The following is a 23,246-nucleotide window of genomic DNA, read 5'->3' as shown; positions in this document are numbered from 1 at the left end:
ATACCACCGAAAGTATTTTTTGTTAATTCGATTAGTTGTTGAGTTTTAGTACAGTTGAATATTAAAAGAAAAGACTACTAGTTTTTTATCTTTTATAAAAGCATAAAATTTGTTGTGATTAAAACTAGATATTTCATGACCGTACTGGTAATAGATATGAGTAAAAAGATGCCATAAATGATTTTTATGTGCCTTTTTAATCTAAAAAATCAATAAAAAAGAAATGATAAAATCACAAATGTTAACATCCTGTTAATACATTAGATAAAGACTCAAACACAAAAAATAAAAAATTTTTATGTTATCAAATTTTTAATATTTTAGTTAAAAATCAATAATATTTACAAAAGTTATCGATTACACATTATATATATCGCATTAAATTGAATTAATAGCGATATTTATCCTGAATAACACAATCAAACCATATCCAAATTTAAAATACAAAATGAACAAGATGCGAACAACAGCAAACACAATTGCTTTACTAATTCTTTTAATTTTTGCGAGTTGTAAAGAAAACCCAAAAGATGATACCCCATGGGTAGCGTTATTTGATGGAGAAACATTAAACGGTTGGCAAAAGCTTGGTGGCGAGGCCACTTACACTATAAAAGATGGTACCATAGTTGGTACAACCACACATGGTACACCGAACACCTTTTTATCTACCGAAAAATTATATGACAATTTTATTTTAGAATTGGATTACAAGGTTGATTCTTCCATGAATTCAGGTATACAGATTAGAAGTAATAGTATACCTAATTATCAGAATGGTAGAGTACATGGGTATCAAGTGGAAATCGACCCATCTGAAAGAGCATGGAGTGGCGGAATATATGATGAAGGCAGACGTGGATGGTTAAATCCAATGACCGACAACCCAAAAGCACAAAAAGCTTTTAAGCAAAATGATTGGAACCATTACCGCATAGAAGCTATTGGCGATACTATAAAAACATGGGTAAATGATGTACCTGCAGCATACCTTATAGATGATAAAACAGCTAAAGGATTTATCAGTTTACAGCTTCATAGTATTTCTAAAGATCAAAAAGCCGGAACCGATATTATTTGGAAAAATATCAAAATCATTACAGATAGTGTTTCTAAATATTCAAGAACATCGCCACTTATCCCAATTATCACTAAAAATCAATTATCAATTGATGAGAAAAAAGATGGTTGGGAATTACTTTGGGACGGGAAGACAACAAATGGATGGAAAGGTGCCAAATTGGAAGAGTTTCCAGAACAGGGATGGAAAATTGAAGACGGAGTTTTAAGTGTATTGGCTTCTGGCGGTGCAGAATCTACTGCTGGTGGCGATATTGTTACTGAAGAATTGTATGGGGATTTTGAATTAAAAGTAGATTTCAAATTAACACCTGGTGCCAATAGTGGGATTAAGTATTATGTAGATACAAATATTAACAAAGGCGAAGGCTCTTCTATAGGTTTAGAATATCAAATTTTAGATGACAACCTTCACCCCGATGCAAAACTGGGTAACCATGAAGGCAGTAGAACCGTTAGTTCGTTATATGATTTAATACAGGCAGATGTGAATAAGCCAATTCAACCAATTGGAGAGTGGGACACTGCTCACATAATTTCTAAAAACAATCACGTAGAGCATTGGTTAAACGGTACAAAAGTGCTTGAATACGAAAGAAAGAGTGATGAATACAGAAAGTTAGTAGCTGAAAGTAAATATGCGAAATGGCCAAATTTCGGAGAGCTAGAAAAGGGTCAAATTTTACTTCAAGACCACGGCGATCTTGTATCCTTCAAAAATATTAAAATTCGTTCTATCAACAACACTAAAGAATAATCATCATGAGTTCAAACAGAAGAAATTTTATTAAGAAAACTGCCCTTGGTGCCGTAGGTGCAACATTTGCTAGCACTAGCGCAAATGCAATGACGGCTAAAAGTTATTCTAAAATAATTGGTGCAAACGATAGAATTCATGTGGCAATTCAAGGTTTAGGAAGAAGATATCCGGCGTATATACCCGCTATATCCCACAAGAAAAACAATGTAGAGCTTAGTTATCTGTGCGATGTAATGAAAAGTCAACGCGATAAGGCTTTAATTGAAGTAAGTGATAAATTAAGTAACAAGCCAAAATTAGAGAATGACATACGTAAAATTTTAGATGATAAAGAGGTAGATGCAATTTTCATGGCTACCCCAGATCATTGGCATGCACCAGGTGCATGTATGGCAATGCAAGCTGGCAAGCATGTGTATTTAGAGAAACCATGTAGCCATAATCCGCGTGAAGGTGAATTGGTAGTTGCCTATCAAAAGAAATTCAATAAAGTGGTTCAAATGGGGAATCAACAACGCTCAGCATTAGAATCACAAGAAATTATAAAAGAAATTCACGATGGTATTATTGGCGATGTGTATAAAGCAACTGCATTTTACATTAGTGGAAGAGGTCGTGTACCTCTACAAACAAAAACCAACCCACCAGAAGGTCTAGATTGGGACCTTTTTCAAGGTCCGGCTCCAAGGCGCGAGTACACAGATAATACTTGGGACTATAATTGGCATTGGTACGGGTGGGATTATGGTACTGCAGAAATGGGTAATAATGCAACCCATGAATTAGATATTGCCCGCTGGGCTCTAGGCGTTACCTACCCTGAACATGTATCTGTAGATGCGGGAAAACACCATTACAAAGATGATGGTTGGGAAATGTACGATACTATGGAGGCTACTTTTAAATTTGCTGGGAATAAAACCATAAAATGGGATGGTAATAGTAGAACAGGTTATCATAAATATGGAAATAAATATGGTAGAGGAACTATAGTTTCGGGATCTGAGGGTACAGCTTACATAGATCGTGGTGGTTATAAATTATTTGATCAAAAAGGAGGCTTAATCAAAGAAAACTTATCATCTGGCGAAGAAGCTGGCACTGCACTTGGCGGTGGTGGTGATATGTCTACATTGCATACCGTTAACTTTTTTGATGCTATAAGAGGAAAAGCTGCATTAACTTCACCAATTGACGAGGGTGCTATTAGCCAAATGTTAACCCATTATGCTAATATTGCTTCTAGAATAGATGACTCTTTTGAAGTTGATGAAACTACAGGTCGAATTTTCAATAGAGAAGCCATGAAGTTATGGTCTAGAACATATGAGCCAGGATGGGAAATTAAAGATATATAATTCCGTATTACATCTCAAAAATTATAATTAATGGAACAAACATGGCGTTGGTACGGTCCAAAGGACCCCGTATCATTATCAGATATAAGACAAGCAGGTGCAACAGGTGTAGTAAGTGCTCTACACCATATTCCTAATGGTGTAGTGTGGCCAATAGAGGAAATTATAGCGCGTAAAAATAGTATAGAAGCCGCTGGCTTAACGTGGTCTGTTGTAGAGAGTGTTCCTATACATGAGCAAATAAAGACCCAAAAAGGAGATTATAAAGTTTATTATGAGAATTATAAACAAACCATTGCTAACCTTGGTCAATGTGGTATAGATACGGTCTGTTACAATTTTATGCCTGTATTGGATTGGACACGAACCAACTTAGATTATGAAGTAGAAGATGGCTCTACCGCACTACGTTTTGAAGCTACTGCTTTCGCTGCTTTTGAATTATATCTATTGAAAAGACCAGGATCTGAGGACACCTATTCAGAAGCCCAAAAAAGTGCCGCTAAAGAATATTTAAAATCACTTTCTGAAGACGATAAAACCAAATTAATAAGCAATATTATAGCTGGTTTACCTGGTGCAGAAGAAGGGTATTCGTTAGAAGAGTTCAATACAATTTTATCCACCTATAATAACATCGGTTCTAAAGAATTAAAAGCACATTTATTTGCGTTTTTATCTGAAATTATACCCGTAGCTGAAAAGGCTGGCATACGTATGTGTATACATCCAGATGACCCACCGTTCCCGATTTTAGGTCTACCACGCGTGGTAAGCACAGAACAAGATATTGTTGATTTGTACAATGCTGTAGATAGTCCGAATAACGGATTAACTTTTTGCACTGGATCATTCGGAGTAAGACCGGATAATGACTTACCCGGAATGGTAGAACGTTTAGGGGACCGTATTCATTTTATTCATCTACGTAGTACACAGCGTGATGCCGATGGTAATTTTCATGAAGCAAATCATTTAGAAGGTGATGTAGATATGTTTTCGGTTCTGAAAGCATTAATAAAGGAACAGAATAAAAGAAAAGCCGCTGGCAGAAAAGATACAAGAATGCCTTTAAGACCAGATCACGGACATAAAATGTTAGATGATCTGAGAAAGAAAACAAACCCTGGCTATTCTGGTATTGGTAGACTTAGAGGTCTGGCTGAACTGCGAGGACTAGAAATGGGTATTAGAAAAAGTATATAATCAGTTCAATTAATCATCTAGTGCTTGAAGTTCTCTTTCTGTGAATTCCATACCGGTTGAAGACTTCACACTCCTTAGTTCTTGTATACGTTTTGTATTTAATCTTTTGGGTTCATCTGAAAAGGCATTGGTTACGTATGATATAATATTAGCAATGTCGGTATCGCTTATTGTCTCGTTTCTGATAAGACCGGGCATTGCCAAGTTGATATTGTACTCTTCGCCATTTACATGAACGGGACCTTCTAAACCATGTAAAACAATCAATGCCAAACGTTCTGTATTCTTTACATGCTCAGAGTTCATTAGTGGTGGAGCAAGACCTTCTATTCCTTTTCCGTTTGCACCATGACAAGATGCACATATCTGAAAAAACATTTTAGCTCCGCTTGTACGTGTATCTTCATTGGTAACTTCTTGAGTAAAAATTGAATTCATTTTACCCGCATTTTTATCTGAAATTGTTCGTGCCAGTTTATTCACAAAGGGTGTATGTTTTAATGTGTTCAGAATTTCTCTATTTTTAAAAATAATAGCATCAACATCAGATAATCCGCCAATTACAGCATCTACTATGGTGCTGTTATTTTGTCTTCGACGTAAGATTTCCATCATAAAGGGTGTGAATCTATTTTCATCAACCCGTATCCAACTTCCCAAAATACTGCCTAAATAAAGGTCTAGACCAATAATATTACGATCTAAAACACCTTTAAATATAGTTGCCGCTTTTTCTGTATTTTCTTCGGATGAAAAATCTTTTAAAAGAATTAAAGCATGAGATGTGGTATTTTCATTGCCGTTTGCTATAACCTTGTCTAAAAAATCAAAAGTCAAAACATTCCAACCTTCAAGCACATATAATGCATGAATTTGACTCCATGGGTTTTTAGAGTTCAGCACCACATCTTTTACTGCTTCTATACTATTCTTAAATTCTTTAAAAACTAGAAAATGTTGAGCTCGGTCGCGGATCCATCCGTTATCACTCTCTAATAATAAGAGCAATTCACTTGCGTTTAATGTGTCAAAATCTGGTATTTCTTTAACTGAAGCATCTTTATGAGATACTTTAAGAATTCGACCAAAATTTACGATTGTATCTAATTCTTTCGCTTTGGCCTTATCTCTAAGGTACGGACTCATATATGCATGATGCCCGATCATACCTCTATGCATGTCTAGAATGTACATATTCCCCCCAGGACCGTTCTTTAAACTCACAGGTCTAAAACCTTCATCTGTAGATGTAATGAACTCTTTATTTTCCCAAGCTTGTTTTGCTATTGTAGAATCTCCTGTAAAAGTTAAAAGAGCTCGCTTTACCAAATTACCCTCAGGTATACATATAAATACATTTTCATCATATTCAGGCGTAAACTCACCTCCCCTATACACTAAAGGACTGCATGCAGCGGTAGCATTCACTAAAATACTATCGGAATTTAAAACACCTTTTGCATATCCTCTATTTACCGAGCCAGCAAAAGCAGGGTAAACTCTTTGGTCATTGGTCAATAACTTATCTAAACTAGCTTTCGGTGTAAAAAATTTATTATCGATAAGCGTATTCGGTAGCGCATAATCACCCAATAAAATTCTAGAATTATCATTGTAATATAATCGACCAAAATTATCGTGTGTTATTCCCCATTGCCCTCTAAAAGTGGTGGGTTCTTTTTCCCAAACACCTGCTACCCTTCTATATCTAAAATTAGATTTTGCGTTATAAATCCAATTATCAATATTTAATTCTAGTCCGTTGGGTTGATGTTCTGGGTTACCGTCTACCGCATAAATGGAATCTACCATTATTTTGTTTACCGGTTTATCATCTTTAATATCTACAAACCATAAAAATGGAGGTTCAGCATATAACAATCCCCCATATACATGCGCCAAAGCACGGGGCATCACTAGGCTGTCCATAAAAACTTTTGATTGATCAGCAATACCGTCATTATCCAAATCTTCAAGTATAACGATACTACCAGAAGGATCTTCCTCGCCAGATCCTTGCAAATCGTCCATATAACCGGGCATTTGTGCCACCCAAATTCTTCCCTTTGTATCAAAATCGATTGCTACGGGAGCTTTTAAAAGAGGTTCAGCTGCAATAATATCTAAATTAAAACCCTCTTCAATGGTATAGTCAGTAAGCCAAACAGTAGCATCTTTTATTGTAGGCTCACATGAAAATAAAACACAACTTATAAAAAGTAAAAAAAGAAGCTTGGTATGCATGAGAAAATTTAAATGATTAAAAAAGTACTACTAAAGAAACTTGGATTATACACCAGAAAAAGAACTGAACCCGCCATCAACATCAAAAATACTACCTGTAACAAAACTAGATGCATCACTTAAAAGATAATGAACCATACCATTAAGCTCAGAAGCATCGCCGAATCGACCCATTGGGGTGTTATTGATTATACTGTTTCCCCTTTCAGTGAAAGATCCATCTTCATTAGTTAATAATCTTCTGTTTTGATTACCAATAAAAAACCCCGGAGCTACGGCGTTTACTCTAATTTTATCTCCATGTTTGGATGCCAATTCATTAGCCATCCATTTTGTAAATATATCAACAGCACTTTTAGCCATTGAATACCCCAGTACCCTAGAAATGGTTTGTTTTGCAGCCATTGAAGAAATATTCACAATCGAGCCAAAACCTTGCTCAACCATTAATTCACTTAAAATAACTGTCGGGATCACGGTACCGAATAAATTTATATCAACAACTTTTCTAGTATCGTCCATTGAAATATCCCTAACCGTCTGATCAGGTTTCAAGGTAGCGCCAGGTAAGTTGCCACCAGCCAAATTCACTAATCCGTCTAAGTGATGAAACTCCTTTTTAATCGTATTCTTCAAATCGGTAAGCTCGGCTTCGTCCATAACATCTACCTTGAAGATAAACGTGCTATTGGGTACCAATGCATTTAATTCATGCTGTTTTTCCTGTAATTTATCTTCAGACCTACCCAGCAATAACACAGTTGCACCATTCTCAATTAAATATTTGGCGATTGAACCACCTAAAGTCCCTGTTCCGCCAGATAGCGCATAATTTTTATCTTTTAATGACAATAATTCATTCATCAGCTCTACTTTATTCAATATGTATAAAATTCAGTTCGGTTGTAAACATATACCAAATCGAAAATAAACTTTAATATGCCAAGTTAAGAGATTTCTAAAAGGTAACTCGAACGATTTATCTATTATAACAAATAGTTTGGCGATTATCAATTAGGTTTATGTATCTAGGTAATTAAAGGGAGTCAATCTTTCATTGACATTAAAAATTAAATTGACAAAATGCTGTATTAATTTTTAGCGTGTCCTTATTTAAAATTGCTTTGACTGCTCGTAACTACTAGTTTACTACCTAAAATTAATACATTGATAAAACGTATACCCTAATTGCTATTTTACAGATTAGTTAGCAAAAAATCTCATTACCTCAAGTAACTTTGCAATTCAATTTAAATTACTGTGAAGAAGGCTATTTTATTTATGATTATAAGTACGTTTTCATTTAGTTTAATGAATTCGTTTGTAAAATACCTAGATCATATACCCACCTTTGAAATCGTATTTTTTAGAACCATAGGGTCACTAGTTCTTGCTACGGCATATATCTTAGTAAAGGGTATACCCATTCTAGGCAATAATCGTAAATTCATGATTTTTAGGGCACTTGCCGGCATAATAGCAATGAGTTTATTCTTTATGTCTCTTAAGTACCTACCCGTTGGCACTGCTGTTTCTTTACGATATTTAGCACCTATATATGCCGCTATTTTTGCCGTTTTTTTATTGAAAGAAAGGCTAAAACCAATTCAATGGTTTCTCTTTTTATTTGCCTTCGCCGGGGTTTTGGTTTTAAAAGGGTTTGACCAAAATATTAATTCAACAGGTTTACTTCTAGTCTTAGCAGCTTCCGTTTTCAGCGGATTAGTATACGTACTAATCAGAAAAATAGGCAATAGCGATCACCCTTTGGTAATCGTAAACTATTTTATGTTCGTTGGTACTATAGTAGGCGCTCTTTTAAGTATTAACAACTGGGTAACGCCAATAGGTACAGATTGGCTTCTTTTGTTAAGTTTAGGCGTATTCGGTTTTTTTGGTCAAGTATTTATGACCAAGGCTTTTCAGATAGCTAAAACCAATTTAGTAGCACCTCTAAAATATATTGAAGTGATTTTTACTATTATGGTAGGCATTTTCTGGTTCGGAGATATTTATTCTACATGGAGTTTATTAGGCATATTAATGATTGTTACCGCGTTAATCGCTAACGTCATTATTGGAAAAAGATAGCTCAAAAAAAAACTGCCAATACAATGAATTGGCAGTCTATAGTTATGGTCAGAAATTTCTATTATTTACGAGCAGGTTCTTGCTCGGCTAAGCTATTGTTGGCGTCTTGTAATGAATTCACAATAACCATATTCACCTCTTCTTCAATTTCCTCAGAATAATTAAAGTAATAGATTGCTGTAAATAGTAATGCAAATGCAATAATAAAATTTGCAATCATCTTCGAATCTAAAAAATTCTCGTTATTCTCCATATCATCTAGATTTTAATATTTAATGAATATAGAACATCTAAATTAAATTAACAAATTTTTAAGATATCGATTTGTAAGATAACCTCCATTCAATGAAACAGTTATAAAGCTATGGAAATTTTAAATTCTCTTATTTTAACTTACAATTAACTGATTTACAAATATTTAACATCCTTTTGAATCAAAATTTATAGGTTTTAAGATAATCTAGACCCTTGCTTAAATCTACCTTTGGTGTAAGAAAAATAAATTAATATAAAAACTAGAACAAATGAAAATCTTAAAATCAATAACATTTACCACGCTATTATTCTTAGCTAACGGTCTTAACGCACAAACTAGTAAAGATCAGAAAATTATTAAAGATGCTAGTAAGGCAAAAGATAAACTGATGAAAATGGAAGTCGGTTTAGACCAGTTCTTTACTAACTCTGCCGGGTATGTAATTTTCCCTAATGTGGGTAAAGGAGGTTTTATTATCGGCGGAGCCTCAGGTAATGGTGTAGTATATGAAAATGGGACTATGATCGGTATGGCAAATTTGAAAAAATTAAGTGTAGGTCTACAGGCCGGCGGACAAGCGATTACAGAAGTTATTTTCTTCGAAACAGCAGGCGATTTGGCTGAATTTAAGGACGGAGATTATGAATTTTCTGCAGAAGCTTCTGCAGTTGCCTTAAAGTCTGGCGTAGCAGTAAATGCTAAATATAAAGATGGTGTTGCCGTATTTGCTTTACCAAAAGCAGGATTAATGGCAGATGCATCTGTAGGCGGACAAAAATTTGATTACAAGCCAATGATGAAATAATTCATTGCATAACAAAAAAAGAAAGCCACCCATTGGGTGGCTTTTCATGTTTATAAACTAACCGTCAGACTGCGCAAAAACCTACCCTTTCTTAATAACTTTGTTGATTTCCTTTAGCACGGCCAATACCATAACGTATTGATATTGATTATCTTAATGGTATGGATTTTATAACAGGTTTTGACAGGGACCAACTCGTAATGATGGATTTCGAATCCTGCCTGGGTCCCGATTCGTGGGCAAGGATCGTCGATATGTTCGTGGATATCCTCCCAATGGGCGACCTGGGGTTCAGGGACGTGCTGAACAACGAGGGCAGGCCACCATATCGTTCCTCGGACATGCTCAAACTCTATCTCTACGGCTACAAGAACAAACTGCGCTCCTCCCGCCAATTGGAACATGCCTGCAAGGTAAACCTCGAGGTCATATGGCTCCTGAAGGGACTAAGGCCGTCCGCAAGGAAAATAGCCTATTTCAGAAAGCGTAACCCAAAAGCCTTCAAAGGGGCATTCAGGTATTTTGTGGTGCTGCTCAAGGATTGGGAACTAATCGAAGGCGAGACCATTGCCATCGACTCCTTCAAGATAAGGGCCCAGAACGCCCTGAAGAACAACTTCAACCAGAACAAGATCGACCGCCATATCGAGTACATAGACAACAAGATACTGGAATACCAACAACAACTTGATGCCGAGGACGGAGATTCGGATACCGAAAAAATACAGGACAAAATTGCCTACCAGGAATCGAAGAAGGAAAGATACCGCAACATCGGGGAAGAGCTGCGCACCAGTGGGGAACGACAGATCAGCCTTACCGATCCCGATGCCAGATCGGTAGTACTGCACCGCAACATAATCAATGTGGGCTATAACGTGCAGGCAGGGTGTGATGCAAAATACAAACTCTTCGTCAACAACGACACGGGCACCGTAAACGATACACACGCACTTTCGCCCATGGCACTCGATGCAAAGCAACTTTTGGGCGTGGAAAAAATGAGGACACTTACCGATAAAGGGTACACCACGGGCAAACACCTGGACATCTGCACCAAGAACGGGATAACAACTTACTCATCCCCAAAGGAGCATTCTTCCCAACACAACGGCCTTTATCCCATGGTCGATTTTAAATACGACAGGGAAATGGATACCTATACCTGTCCCGACGGACAGATATTGGTGACCAATGGAACCGTTTACAATAAGGCGGGCCACAAGGTCAAGCATTACAAGAACCGACAGGCCTGCAAGGTCTGCCCCGTAAGGCACCTTTGTACCACGAACAAGAACGGACGCTTCATAGAGCGCTCCATTTATCAGGAGGCCTTGGAGGAAAACCAGAAAAGAGTGGAGGAAAATCCGGAATATTATAGGCTCAGGCAACAGATCACCGAGCACCAGTTCGGGACCATCAAAAGACAATGGGGCTTCACCCATACATTGATGAAAGGAAAACAGAACGTGCTCTCCGAGGTAAACCTGATCATGATATGCTACAACCTTAGCAGACTTGTGTCCATTCTTGACCCAAAAGTGTTGAAGGACAGGCTCAAAAGGCTTGTCGACATATTTTTTGCCCTATTCGGAGCCATTTCAGCCATTTTGGGCGACTTTCCTTTTCTTGGAAATTTAGTTTACCACAAAAGAACCGGCTATAAAACCTTCGCTTAGGGTCCTATAAATCAAAACAAATCATTTATTTTTATTCGAAATGGAGTTGCTGCGCAAACTCCCGTTGCCAGTAAAGCCTGGGTAACAGGTCATGCCGCCATCTACGAAAATAGTGGTACCATTTATATATTCAGATTCATCGGAAGCTAACCAACTTGCCACACTACCAATATCTTCTGGTATGCCTATTTGTTTATAAGGTATTAATTTCAGCATGCCATCTCTCCCTTCTTGGTTACTCCAGACATCTTTATTAATATCTGTTTTTATAGCACCCGGCGCAATGGAGTTACATCTAATTCTATCTGGACCATATTCTTGACAAATCGTTTGCATTAACATCACCAATCCGCCCTTCGAAGCAGCATAATTGGCATGACCTGCCCACGGTATAACCTCATGAACAGAACTCATGTGTATAATTTTACCTAGAGATTTAGAGATCTCTGGTCGCATTCCTCTTCTTTTAAACTCAATTATCGCTTCTTTGGCACAAAGAAACTGACCTGTAAGATTTACATCTATCACTCTTTGCCAATCTTTTAGTGGCATTTCATGAAGTGGATGATCTAATTGCATACCGGCATTAGCTACACAGACATCTACAGTACCAAATTCAGCAATAGTTTTCTTGAACATACCCTTAACCTCATCTTCTTTACTAACATCGCATTTAACAACAATTGCATTACCAGCATCAGAATTTTTACTGATCCAGTGCGCTACCTCTTCGGCCTCTTCTTTACTACTGTGATAATTAACGACAATATTGGCACCTTCCATCGCCATTGCCTTTGCTACAGCTTCACCGATACCATCACTAGAACCGGTGACGATACAGGTTTGTCCTGCTAATCTTTTATTTGGTTTTTGCATAATCTCCTTTTTAGTGTATAAAAATAGTATGCGGTTTCAGCTTTAATTATCTCAAATGCTAAAATTACTAACACGCTATAGCCATGTAAAAATTACAACTTACAAATTGAAAAATCGATTGTTGAGAGACAATTATTTTCCAATAAAGAATATCATCATAAATATTCTAATTTTTAAAAAACGGCATAAGAAGAACCACACTAAAATTCAACAGTTCTTAAAATTTAAAAAGGATAGATAACAATTTAGCGTGCATATCTTTTAGTTGTTAATATACTATTGAAAATGTAACTTTTATCGGCTTAGCGATGTAAAATCACTCTTAAGAAATGTGAATTATAATTGAAGTTCAAATAAATGTAACATGAAATTCTAAATTAGCTCTAATTATCTAATAATCGTAATCAGCAGGAATTTGTTCTGGTTATTGTACAGAGAACTTATACGTTGTTCTGGTCATATATTTCTCACTTGGTTCTAATGTAGTACTCGGAAATTGAGGTTGGTTTGGAGAATCAGGATAGTGCTGAGTTTCAAAACAGAATCCGCTTCGCTTTACATAGGCACCACCACCTGGCATAGGTAAAGTTCCGTCTAAAAAGTTACCAGTATATAATTGCATACCTGGCTGATCGGTCAACACTTCCATCAAGCGCCCAGAGTTTGGGTGCAAAGCTTTCGCAACTGAACGATATCCTTTTTCTTGGTTATTGAGTACCCAACAATGATCGTAACCAGCCCCTAGTTTCATTTGCTCATTATCTTCATCAATGCCATCTCCAATCAATTTAGGTTTTCTAAAATCGAAAGGAGTATTTTCTACTGACGCTAGATTACCTAAGGGGATTAAAGTTCTGTCAACGGGTACAATCTGATCTGCATCTATTTCCACTTTATGGTCGTCAATCGTTTTAGAAAAATCTCCGGATAGATTAAAATATGAATGTTGTGTTAAATTGACCACTGTAGTTTTATCTGTAGTTGCTTCATACAGAATATCTAAACTATTGTCTTTATTTAAAGTATACGTAACCACAGTATTTAAATTCCCAGGAAACCCCTCATCCATATCTTTACTTAGATAGCTTAATTTTAAAGAGACAAACGAATCTGATTCTTTTACTTCCTCAACTATCCAAACAACCTTGTCAAAGCCTTTTAATCCTCCATGTAAAGAATTTTCTCCGTTGTTCACAGCCAAGGTATATTCCGTATCATTTAAAGTAAATTTTCCTTTTGCAATTCTATTTCCGTACCGACCAACCAAGGCTCCGAAAAAAGGGTTTTCTTTTTCATATTGTTCGAGGTTGTCAAAACCTAGTACAACATTATCCATTCTCCCCTCTGAATCAGGAGTCAGTATTTCTGTTATTATACCCCCATACGTAATAATAGTAACCGAAATATCGTCTCTATTTCGCAATATGAACTGTGTTACTTTTTCATTATTGGTAGTGGTACCATAAGAACTTTTTTCAATTTGCATGGTATTATCTTTTTTTGGGGCTACCTTATTTTTCATATTTTCATTACAAGCTAAACATCCTGTCAAAATTATATACATTATAATTGACAGAATATTGACTTTAGCTAATCTCATGAATTTATTTGTGATGTCGTGGTATTTTAAATAAATCGATAAATTTTATTCTAACCTAACAACAATTACTACTTTATTACAGATGTAACAAAAACGAATTTAAAAAAAATGAGACTATTATTTTCAAATGGCAATAATCTAAATTAATACTATTGAAATAATTCTTGAAATTTCGCGAGCTCTGTATTTTTCAGTAACTCACAAAATTTAAAGAAAGTAAATTTTTCTAATACAGTTCTATAACCATGGTCGTTAATTGCACTAACCTATTTGATAATAGACAACTATAGGGAATAGTGCTCAAACCTTTTCGTATTTAAATCATTTTTATCTCACTCAATCTTGTTAATTTAGGCTCGCAAAAATTAATAAATGGTTTTGAATAATTATCGCAAAGAAGACAAAGTCTTACTTGCAGTAGATTGTATTATATTCGGATTTTATCAAGAGGAGTTAAAAATATTACTCGTTCAAAGGGATTTTGAACCAGCAAAAGGCGAATGGTCTCTAATAGGCGGATTTCTTAAAAAAGAGGAAGATTTAGATATAGCGGCTACAAGAATTCTGAATCATTTAACCGGACTGAACAATGTTTATATGGAGCAGGTTCACTCGTATTCTAAATTAGACCGTGACCCAGAAGAAAGAACCATATCGGTAACATATTTTGCATTAATCGATATTGCTCATCATTGTAAGGATCTTTTAAAGCAAAACCCTATAAAATGGTTTGATCTAAAAGATTTTCCCGAATTAATTTTTGACCATAATGATATGGTACAAGATGCGCTAACATCGCTTCGAAATAGAGTTGGCACTAAACCTATCGGATTTGAACTTTTGCCAGAAAAATTTACCATGCGTCAGCTTCAAAAGCTATATGAGGCAATTTTAGATACTGAATTGGACAAAAGAAATTTCATCAATAAATTCAACTCTTTTGACCTCTTAACTAAATTGAAAGAAAAAGATATGAGCTCATCTAAAAAAGGAGCATTTCTATTTGAGTTCGATGAAGATAAATACCAAAAGAAAGTTGAAGAAGGTTTTTGCTTTAAAATATAAATAGCCTCTTTAATTATAGCTATTTAGAGGCGCCCTATAATTCATAAATCGTAAATTTGCCCTACACTTTTATATGAGTAAGAAAGCCACTATTTACGATATTGCAAAAGAGCTGAATATTACGGCAGCTACTGTCTCTAGGGCATTAAACAATAATCCGAAAATTAGCGAGAAAACCCGTGATCTCGTTCTTGCCACGGCAACAAAATTAAATTACAAACAAAATAGGCTTGCCGTTGCCCTTAAAAGTGGTAAAAGTAATAATGTAGGTGTAGTAGTACCATTCATCAATAAAAACTTTTTTGCCTCTGTTATTCGTGGTATTGAAGAAGAACTTTACCCTAAAGGATTTCATGTTATCATATCTCAGACCTATGAAGAAAATGATCGTGAAAAGAAAATTATCCAAAATTTAATAAATGCCCAAGTTGATGGTATTTTAGTCTCGACCTCATTTAAGAAAGAGAATAAAGATCAATTACATCAGGTTTTAAAAAAATCGTCACCCTTCGTATTTTTTGATCGTGTTTTACATTTTGATGATATAAGTACGGTAACCATAGATGATTATCAAGGTGGTTTTGATGCAACCGAACATTTAATAAACCAAGGCTGTAAAAGAATAGCCCATTTTAATGTGGACCAAAATATTGAACTGTATAACAACAGATTTAAAGGCTATAAAGATGCACTATCAAAACATGGTGTAGCCTACAATAGCGATTACGTAATTACCTTAAAAAGTGATATGGAAGCAGGTAAACAAGCTGCTGAAAAACTCATGAAATTACCGCTACCACCTGATGCTATTTTCTCTTCTACGGATAATGGTTTATTGGGAGCCGTAAAATACCTTCAAAGCATAGCTGTAAAAATACCTGAAGATTTTTGTGTCGTAGGATTCAGTAACGAACCCTTTACTCAATTTTTAGAACCCTCTATTAGCTCTGTAGATCAGTCGCCCGTAGAAATGGGCAAAATGGCAGCAAAAGTATTCTTAGATCAGATTGAAAGTAATCAAAACGTGAAAATTCACAAAGACGTTGTGCTACCTGCTAAATTGATTATTAGGGAATCATCTATCAAACACAAGTAAATTATAATTTCATCTACCTACAATCTCCATTCAGCCTTTAACTATAATAGCGTAATGCTACAAATCAAATAAACTTGGTAGCCATAAGCTTAATTGCGGAATATAAGTAACCAAGAATAGTGCAACAATCATCGCTATAAATAAAGGTAGCAAGGGTTTAAATACCTTCTCAATAGTGGTTTTAGCTACCCCTACCCCAACAAACAATACCGATCCTACAGGCGGTGTACACAGACCAATACAAAGATTCAATACCATGATGATTCCAAAATGAACAGGGTCGAGTCCTAGTTTGGTCACTACCGGTAAGAATATCGGTGTAAAAATTAGAACGGCAGGCGTCATATCCATAAAAATACCGACGAACAACAACAGCAAGTTGATGATCAAAAGAATGACGATCTTATTATCACTTAAACTTAAAAGTCCGCTGCTGATATCTTGCGGAATATTTTCGTAAGACAATGCCCAAGACATACACATAGACGAACCAATCAACAACATAACTATTGCAGTCGTTGCTGAAGAATCTAATAATATTTTAGGTAATTTCGGCAAGGTAATCTCCTTGTAAATAAAGCCAAGAATTAAACTATACAATACCGCGATAGCAGATGCCTCTGTTGCCGTAAAAATTCCTGTAACGATACCTCCAATAACTACAACCAGCATAAATAGACTAGGTAAAGCATCAATAAATGTTTTGCCTACCTCTTTCAAACTACTGCGTTTACCTACTTTATATTTTTTCTTTTTTGCCCAAAAAGATGCGACAATCATAAGAAATAGCCCTGTCATAATACCAGGAATGTATCCTGCCAAGAATAACGCCGCTATAGATGCTCCACCACTTGCTAAAGAATAGACAATTAATACATTACTTGGAGGAATTATTAAACCTGTAGTCGCCGAGGTTATATTTACAGCAGCACCGAATTCTTTAGAATAGCCTTCTTTTTCCATCTCAGGACCTAAGATGCTTCCCATGGCAGATGCAGACGCCATTGCCGAACCTGCTATAGCTCCCATTAACATAGCAGCTATGACGTTTATCAAAGCCAATCCGCCAGGAAAAGAGCCTACTAAGGTCTTTGCAAAAGCGATAAGTCTATGGGCTATACCGCCCTTGTTCATGAGCTCTCCCGATAAAACAAAAAACGGAATTGCCAACAACGCAAAACTATCTAAACCGGTCGCCATACGCTGCGATACGGTAGTGAATGCCGGCATTGCCGGTATACTAACCAACATGGTCAATAATGACGAAATTGCAATACTCCAAGCTACAGGCATACCAATAGATAACAAACAGATAAAGCTTAGTACTAAAACAATAATTGGTAAATGCTCCATCATGAGTTGATATTTTTTAGGTCAGATATTTTGTAATACATAATCAGTAAACCGCTAATGGGGATTATAAGATAAACTACCGCTAGTGGAAGTTGCAGCGCTGGTGATTGTTGCCCGAGAACGTAAGAGATGTAGACCAACCTTGACCCCCCAATTACAAAAGCAAAAAAGACAAATAGAATAATTAAACTGGTTACAATAACTTTTAATTTTTTCTGTGTTTTTTTGCTCTGCCTTAATGGTAAAATATCAATAGCCACATGTAGATTTTGCCCAGATACGTATGCAGCACCAAGAACACCGATCCAAATCATAAGGTAACGAGCCAGCTCATCGGTAAATGAACTTGGATTACCGGTTACATATCTTGTAAATACTTGCCAAAGTACATTTATGACCATTACTGACATAATTAGTACCAAGGTCTTGCCTAAAACAGAATCTATTTTACTTCGCATAGTACACTAGTTGGTTTCTTGAATTTGTTTGATAAGCGAATACATTTCTTTATCCTCTTTATAACCTTCGAAAATACTTTGTACTTTTTCTGCAAAAAGCGTTTTATCTGGTCTTATGATTTGTACACCTGCTTTTTGAACTTCTCGTAAAGCCTCCTCTTCTGCTTCAGCCCAAAGAATACGCTGGTATTTTACAGATTCTTTTACCGATTCATTCAGCCACTTCTTTTCTTGTTCATTCAACTTATCATAGACATAGGTACCAATCAATAATACATCTGGTAGAACTGTATGTTCATCTAAAGAATAGTATTTACAAACTTCATAATGTCTAGATAGGTAAAAACTTGGCGGATTGTTCTCTGCACCATCAACGACACCTTGTTGTAATGAAGTGTATAACTCACCCCATGAAATAGGAGTTGGCGAACCACCAAGGGCTTTTACCATATTAACAGCAGTAGCACTTTCCATAACCCTTATCTTTTCACCGATTAAATCGTCTGGTTTTTCAATTGGTTTATTCATCGTATAAAAACTACGGCTACCAGCATCATAATACCCCAAACCTTTTAACCAATATTTCTCACCTTCGTTTAAGAGCATTTCTCCAATGGGTCCGTCAAGCACATCGAAAGAATGTTGACGGTCTCTAAATAAAAAAGGTAACCCAAGCACCTTCATTTTAGGTGCAAAATTCTCTAAAACACCAACAGAAACCTTGGTCATATCTAAGCTGCCAATCTGTAAAAGTTCTAAACATTCTCTTTCGGTACCTAATTGTTGACTAGGGTAAATTTCTAATTTGAGCTTACCGCCTGAACGAGTAGATAAATCTTCTGCCATTTTCACCATCGCCTTATGCACCGAATGGCTAACATCTAGACCGTGACCCAAACGTAACGTCTTCGTTCCATTTTGAATACCACACCCCATAAAGGTGATCATCAAAATGACCATAAATAGTATTCTTTTACTTTTCATATGTTTAGCTTATCTGATTATTAAAACCAGTATTTTTTATAATTAATTCGTCTACTTTATTTGTAGACCTGATGTCGACTCTAGAATTTGAAATACTCTTTAGCGTTGTTATAACTAATGTCTTGAATTATTTTACCGACCAGTTCAAAATCTTGTGGTAGTTCTCCCCTTTCCATTTCTTGACCAAAAAGATTGCACACAATTCTTCTAAAATATTCATGCCTGGGAAAAGATAAAAAGCTTCGAGAATCGGTTAACATTCCTATAAAACAACTAATTAATCCCATATTAGAAAGTGCATTCAACTGTCTTGTCATGCCATCTTTTTGATCCATAAACCACCAACCAGAACCAAATTGCATTTTACCTTTAACCTTACCATCATTGTAATTACCGATCATGGTTGCCGACACCTCGTTATCTGCTGGGTTAAGATTATATAATATGGTCTTGGTAAGTTTGTCTTTAGAATCTAAGGCATTTAAAAAGCTGGAAAGGGTTCTTGCTTGAGAATAATCGCCTATAGAATCCCAACCAGTATCCGGACCTAATATACGGGTCATTCTGGCGTTATTATTTCGTAATGCACCTAAATGAAATTGTTGTATCCATCCTCGAGAATGGTATTGTTCACATAAAAATAATAAGATCGCAGTTTGGAATTTTTCATCCTCCTCTAAAGTCAATTCTTTTCTCTCCGTCCTCTTTTGAAAAATATTTTCAATTTCAGCATCGGTGAATTTTCTGAACGGAACATAGCTTAATCCGTGATCGGATAGTGTACATCCATTTTCAGCAAAATAGTCCAATCGTAAAGAAAGCGCATCACACAAAGATTTATAAGAATCGATATTTACCTTACTAACAACTGAAAGTTTTTCTAAGTACTCAAGGTAGGTGTCATTAGAAATAACAATTGCCTTATCTGGTCTAAAGGCTGTACTTACCTTTGTATTAAAATTACTACTCTTAATTTTAACATGATGATCTAAGCTATCAGTAGGATCTTCAGTAGTACAGATAACCTCAACATTCATCTTGCTTATTAAACTTTGGCAGCTATATTCTGCAGTTTGAAGTTTTGCCGTCGTCTCATCATAAATGTCACTAGCTGTATCGGCATTTAGTAATAAATCAATATCAAAATAACGTTGCAGTTCTAGATGTGTCCAATGATATAATGGGTTTCTTAACGTATAGGGTACTGCTTTACCCCATTCAAGAAATTTTTCTTTGTCTGGAGCATCGCCCGTAATATATTTTTCATCGATACCAAAAGTTCGCATTGCACGCCATTTATAATGGTCACCATCATTCCATATTTTTGTCAGGTTTTCAAACTGACGGTTATTTGCTATCTCATTCGGAGGTAAATGGCAATGGTAATCTATGATCGGCATTTGAGAAGCGTAATCATGAAAAAGCCTTTGTGAAAATTTATTTTCCAATAGAAAATCAGTAGTTATAAAGGTTTTATTTTTCACCATAGCATTGCTCGTTATTTTTCGGTTCTGATTACATAGAGAATTACTAAATTCTATGCCCATTATTCTTCAAAATTCAATGTGATTATACTAAAGAGCTGGTAATTCTAAATTCAACATTAAGAATTAAAACAAACACAACCTATAAAACCACATCTCTTACTAATTCTACAATTGCATAAAATGAACTTAAAATAATATTTGAAGAACTTTTGAATTTTATGCAATCGATTACACAAATATATCTAATTTTAAATATTTAGCAAGTAAACCAATCGAAATTTACATTAATTATCAATTTGTATCATTCAAATTAAGCGATTTATAATTTAGAATGGAAAACTCTTGAATTAAACACAATTTATATGATACAAACTCGCAAAAGAGACAAATTTTACAAAATGAAAAGCTAAAATTTACATTAGAACCAAAAAATTAACCTCTAAACACCCCATTTTCGTTAAATTGTTCATAAATACTATTATCTAATTGCCCTATAAGCATATACAATTGACAAAGAATTGCGTAATTTGAATATTATGTTAACTTTGAAAAAAAAGCAGCACATGGAGTTACTTGAAAAAGCTCAGGAATTTATAGGTCGAAAAATGAGTAATATGTCTACCAGTGACCGAGTAGAAGCGTCGAGAGAGGCAAAAGCACTTATTTTAAGCATTAATGAAATATATAAGGAAAACAAAGATTCTTCTTTGATGGATGTAATGAAAGAAGTTACAGTCAAAAAGAAGAAGATTGAAAAACGTTTGAACGGAGTACCTTTAGTATAAGCTTGATATAATAAGACTTATTAAAATTTCTTTTAAGAGTTTAATTGAAATAAAAAAATCCCTTGAGTAAATCAAGGGATTTTTTTATTTCAATACTATTTTAAAATTCTATAAAGCATTGGAGTTTAACTCAAACAATTTCTGCACTTAATCCTGCTTGCAACAATTTAGAGCATTGTGGTTTTAATTCTTCATACTCACCAGTTTTAACCGTACACTTACCTTTGTAATGTACAATTAAAGAACATTGCTCGGCTTGTTCTGGTGAATGCTCGCAAACAGAAATTAATGTATGAATAACATGGTCGAATGTATTGACCTCATCATTAAAAAGAACGATTTCATTTTGTTGAACCGTTTCTTCTTCTAAAAGTAGCTCTTCGGATATTTCTTCTCTTGTACCCATCATATTCCAATTAATACCTCCTAATTTACATATTTTGCAGCAACCCAATTATTACGTTCAAGATTTTTTTCAAACTTTAACGCTAATTCAGTGCACTTTTCTGTAATCATTTCTAAATCTTCTGTGTAAAAACCACTTAACAATAATGTGCCACCTGAATTCAAAGATTTTGCATAACTAGGTAGATCTGCCAATAAAATGTTTCTATTTATATTAGCGATAATTAAATCATACTTCTTACCCTCTAATAAAACAACATCGCCTTCGTAAACAGAAATGAAGTCCATATTATTACGCTCAACATTCTCTTTGGCATTCAAATAACACCAATTATCAATATCGATGGCATCGATAATAGTAGCACCGCGCATACCCGCAAGAATTGCTAAAACTCCTGTACCACTACCCATATCTAAAACCGTCTTCCCTTTTAAATCTAGCTGAAGAATATGCTGTAGCATCATATGAGTTGTTTCATGATGACCTGTACCAAAACTCATTTTTGGTTCGATAACAATGTCATAATCCACATCAATAGCATCATGAAACGGAGCCCTAATCATACAAATATCATCAACAATAATAGGTTGAAAATTTTGCTCCCAAGTAGCGTTCCAGTTTTCTTGCTCTATTTCTTTATAGTCGTAGGTGAATGCATATCTCGGATTCTGTAGTATCGGAAGATCCTCTAACATACCTTCAGACCAATCAGTTTTTTGAATGTATGCCAACACATCATCTTCTTCTTCAACAAAACTTTCAAAACCAGCTTCACCCAACTCTGCAATGAGAAGGTCTGAAGCTGGATCTTTAGGTTTTACCGTAAAACGGTATTCAATATATACTGTATCGCTCATTTTAAATACTTCGCTTAAATAGCTTTAATAATCGCAATAAAATCGTCAGCCACTAAAGAGGCACCACCGATTAAACCACCATCAACATCTGGTTTAGAAAAAATTTCCTCTGCATTACTTGGCTTAACACTACCACCGTAAAGAATAGTTACATTATTAGCTATAGTAGCATCAAATGCTTCTGAAATAGTTTTACGAATAAATGCATGCATTTCTTGAGCTTGTTCAGGAGAAGCAGTCTCACCTGTACCAATTGCCCAAACCGGCTCATATGCCAAAACAATATTCGACCAAGCAGCTGGCTCTAAACTAAAAAGTACATTCTTTAACTGACTTTCAACTAATTTAAAATGGTTACCAGATTTACGATCTTCTAATTCCTCACCGAAACAGAACATTACACGAATACCTTTATTTAAAGCCGTAATAACTTTCTTTGAAAGTATTTCATCGCCTTCACCAAAATAAGCTCTTCTTTCTGAGTGTCCGATAATTGCGGTATCGATACCAATGTTCAATAACATATCTGCAGAAATCTCACCAGTAAATGCACCACTTTCGGCATAATGCATGTTCTGTGCAATAACTTCAATTTTAGAACTTTCTAAAGCACGTACGGCACTAGCCAAGTTTACATATGTTGGTGCAACCATAACTTCTGCATTCGTATCTGGCAATTTTGCCGCCAACTCTGCTAAAAGCGTTTCAGTTTCCTCCAAATTCTTGTTCATTTTCCAGTTACCTGCTACTATCTTTGCTCTCATGTTGTTTTATTTCTAATTATACTATTTCGCTTTAAT

Annotated in this window: 21 protein-coding genes; 9 read left to right on the top strand and 12 right to left on the bottom strand. The window is 35.5% G+C overall.

Going from position 1 to position 23,246, the window contains the following annotated elements:
* Positions 1–457 precede the first annotated feature (457 nt).
* Genes ACPF9A_RS15285 through uxuA form a run of 3 tightly spaced genes read left to right on the top strand, consistent with a single transcriptional unit; the run spans position 458 to position 4,404 of the window.
* Positions 458–1,837 (top strand): 3-keto-disaccharide hydrolase, encoded by a 1,380-nt coding sequence (locus ACPF9A_RS15285; RefSeq protein ID WP_423998324.1) that lies wholly within the window; start codon positions 458–460, stop codon positions 1,835–1,837.
* A gap of 5 nt (positions 1,838–1,842) precedes the next feature.
* On the top strand, positions 1,843–3,198 hold the full coding sequence (locus tag ACPF9A_RS15280; RefSeq protein ID WP_423998323.1) for a Gfo/Idh/MocA family protein: 1,356 nt from the start codon (positions 1,843–1,845) through the stop codon (positions 3,196–3,198).
* 30 nt (positions 3,199–3,228) lie between these two features.
* Entirely contained in the window at positions 3,229–4,404 is a 1,176-nt protein-coding gene (uxuA, locus tag ACPF9A_RS15275; protein ID WP_423998322.1) for a mannonate dehydratase, read from the top strand.
* Between the two features lie 9 nt (positions 4,405–4,413).
* Here uxuA and ACPF9A_RS15270 read toward each other — a convergent pair whose 3' ends face one another.
* Both ACPF9A_RS15270 and ACPF9A_RS15265 read right to left on the bottom strand, forming a co-directional pair.
* A complete protein-coding gene (locus tag ACPF9A_RS15270; protein ID WP_423998321.1) occupies positions 4,414–6,648 on the bottom strand; it encodes a DUF7133 domain-containing protein in 2,235 nt (744 codons plus the stop codon).
* Between the two features lie 45 nt (positions 6,649–6,693).
* Positions 6,694–7,530, bottom strand: a complete 837-nt coding sequence (locus ACPF9A_RS15265; RefSeq protein WP_423998319.1) for an SDR family oxidoreductase — start codon at positions 7,528–7,530, stop codon at positions 6,694–6,696.
* Positions 7,531–7,908: 378 nt separating this feature from the next.
* Between ACPF9A_RS15265 and ACPF9A_RS15260 the strand changes: the two genes are divergently transcribed.
* Positions 7,909–8,739, top strand: a complete 831-nt coding sequence (locus ACPF9A_RS15260) for a DMT family transporter (RefSeq protein WP_423998318.1) — start codon at positions 7,909–7,911, stop codon at positions 8,737–8,739.
* 61 nt (positions 8,740–8,800) lie between these two features.
* Here ACPF9A_RS15260 and ACPF9A_RS15255 read toward each other — a convergent pair whose 3' ends face one another.
* Positions 8,801–8,992, bottom strand: coding sequence for a hypothetical protein (locus ACPF9A_RS15255; protein WP_423998317.1), 192 nt, complete (start codon positions 8,990–8,992; stop codon positions 8,801–8,803).
* Between the two features lie 271 nt (positions 8,993–9,263).
* On the opposite strand from ACPF9A_RS15255, the gene ACPF9A_RS15250 reads away from it, so the two are divergent.
* Complete coding sequence (locus ACPF9A_RS15250) at positions 9,264–9,800, top strand: hypothetical protein (RefSeq protein ID WP_423998316.1); 537 nt, start codon at positions 9,264–9,266, stop codon at positions 9,798–9,800.
* A 161-nt stretch (positions 9,801–9,961) separates the two neighbouring features.
* The gene (locus ACPF9A_RS15245; RefSeq protein ID WP_423997090.1) at positions 9,962–11,479 is read left to right on the top strand and encodes an IS1182 family transposase; all 1,518 of its coding nucleotides are present in this window, start codon (positions 9,962–9,964) and stop codon (positions 11,477–11,479) included.
* Between the two features lie 21 nt (positions 11,480–11,500).
* Here the strand turns inward: ACPF9A_RS15245 and ACPF9A_RS15240 are convergent, their stop codons facing one another.
* Together ACPF9A_RS15240 and ACPF9A_RS15235 are read right to left on the bottom strand one after the other, a co-directional pair.
* Positions 11,501–12,355 carry a glucose 1-dehydrogenase gene (locus ACPF9A_RS15240; protein WP_423998315.1) on the bottom strand — a complete coding sequence of 285 codons (855 nt, stop codon included), beginning with the start codon at positions 12,353–12,355 and terminating at the stop codon, positions 11,501–11,503.
* Positions 12,356–12,779: 424 nt separating this feature from the next.
* On the bottom strand, positions 12,780–13,877 hold the full coding sequence (locus ACPF9A_RS15235) for an aldose epimerase family protein (protein WP_423998314.1): 1,098 nt from the start codon (positions 13,875–13,877) through the stop codon (positions 12,780–12,782).
* A 450-nt stretch (positions 13,878–14,327) separates the two neighbouring features.
* Between ACPF9A_RS15235 and ACPF9A_RS15230 the strand changes: the two genes are divergently transcribed.
* Positions 14,328–15,020, top strand: coding sequence for an NUDIX hydrolase (locus ACPF9A_RS15230; RefSeq protein WP_423998312.1), 693 nt, complete (start codon positions 14,328–14,330; stop codon positions 15,018–15,020).
* 73 nt (positions 15,021–15,093) lie between these two features.
* A complete protein-coding gene (locus ACPF9A_RS15225; RefSeq protein ID WP_423998310.1) occupies positions 15,094–16,116 on the top strand; it encodes a LacI family DNA-binding transcriptional regulator in 1,023 nt (340 codons plus the stop codon).
* Between the two features lie 57 nt (positions 16,117–16,173).
* Here ACPF9A_RS15225 and ACPF9A_RS15220 read toward each other — a convergent pair whose 3' ends face one another.
* From ACPF9A_RS15220 to uxaC, 4 genes are all read right to left on the bottom strand, one after another.
* A complete protein-coding gene (locus ACPF9A_RS15220) occupies positions 16,174–17,469 on the bottom strand; it encodes a TRAP transporter large permease (protein ID WP_424004491.1) in 1,296 nt (431 codons plus the stop codon).
* Positions 17,469–17,927, bottom strand: coding sequence for a TRAP transporter small permease (locus ACPF9A_RS15215; protein ID WP_423998308.1), 459 nt, complete (start codon positions 17,925–17,927; stop codon positions 17,469–17,471). Before ACPF9A_RS15215 ends, ACPF9A_RS15220 begins: the two co-directional genes overlap by 1 nt.
* A 6-nt stretch (positions 17,928–17,933) precedes the next feature.
* Complete coding sequence (locus ACPF9A_RS15210; RefSeq protein WP_423998306.1) at positions 17,934–18,911, bottom strand: TRAP transporter substrate-binding protein; 978 nt, start codon at positions 18,909–18,911, stop codon at positions 17,934–17,936.
* Positions 18,912–18,991: 80 nt separating this feature from the next.
* Positions 18,992–20,398, bottom strand: coding sequence for a glucuronate isomerase (gene uxaC / locus ACPF9A_RS15205; RefSeq protein WP_423998304.1), 1,407 nt, complete (start codon positions 20,396–20,398; stop codon positions 18,992–18,994).
* A 563-nt stretch (positions 20,399–20,961) separates the two neighbouring features.
* Here uxaC and ACPF9A_RS15200 point away from each other — a divergent pair.
* The gene (locus ACPF9A_RS15200) at positions 20,962–21,183 is read left to right on the top strand and encodes a hypothetical protein (RefSeq protein WP_423998302.1); all 222 of its coding nucleotides are present in this window, start codon (positions 20,962–20,964) and stop codon (positions 21,181–21,183) included.
* 130 nt (positions 21,184–21,313) lie between these two features.
* Here ACPF9A_RS15200 and ACPF9A_RS15195 read toward each other — a convergent pair whose 3' ends face one another.
* Genes ACPF9A_RS15195 through tpiA form a run of 3 tightly spaced genes read right to left on the bottom strand, consistent with a single transcriptional unit; the run spans position 21,314 to position 23,210 of the window.
* Positions 21,314–21,589, bottom strand: coding sequence for an ATP-dependent Clp protease adaptor ClpS (locus ACPF9A_RS15195; RefSeq protein ID WP_424004489.1), 276 nt, complete (start codon positions 21,587–21,589; stop codon positions 21,314–21,316).
* A 20-nt stretch (positions 21,590–21,609) separates the two neighbouring features.
* Positions 21,610–22,446, bottom strand: a complete 837-nt coding sequence (gene prmA, locus ACPF9A_RS15190; RefSeq protein ID WP_423998300.1) for a 50S ribosomal protein L11 methyltransferase — start codon at positions 22,444–22,446, stop codon at positions 21,610–21,612.
* A 14-nt stretch (positions 22,447–22,460) separates the two neighbouring features.
* Positions 22,461–23,210 carry a triose-phosphate isomerase gene (tpiA, locus tag ACPF9A_RS15185; RefSeq protein ID WP_423998298.1) on the bottom strand — a complete coding sequence of 250 codons (750 nt, stop codon included), beginning with the start codon at positions 23,208–23,210 and terminating at the stop codon, positions 22,461–22,463.
* Positions 23,211–23,246 lie beyond the last annotated feature (36 nt).

It is taken from the genome of Maribacter sp. IgM3_T14_3 (genome assembly GCF_049603095.1).
Lineage (GTDB): Bacteria > Bacteroidota > Bacteroidia > Flavobacteriales > Flavobacteriaceae > Maribacter.
The sequence above is the reverse complement of the archived record's forward strand: the minus strand, read 5'-3'. Positions and strand labels throughout refer to the sequence as shown.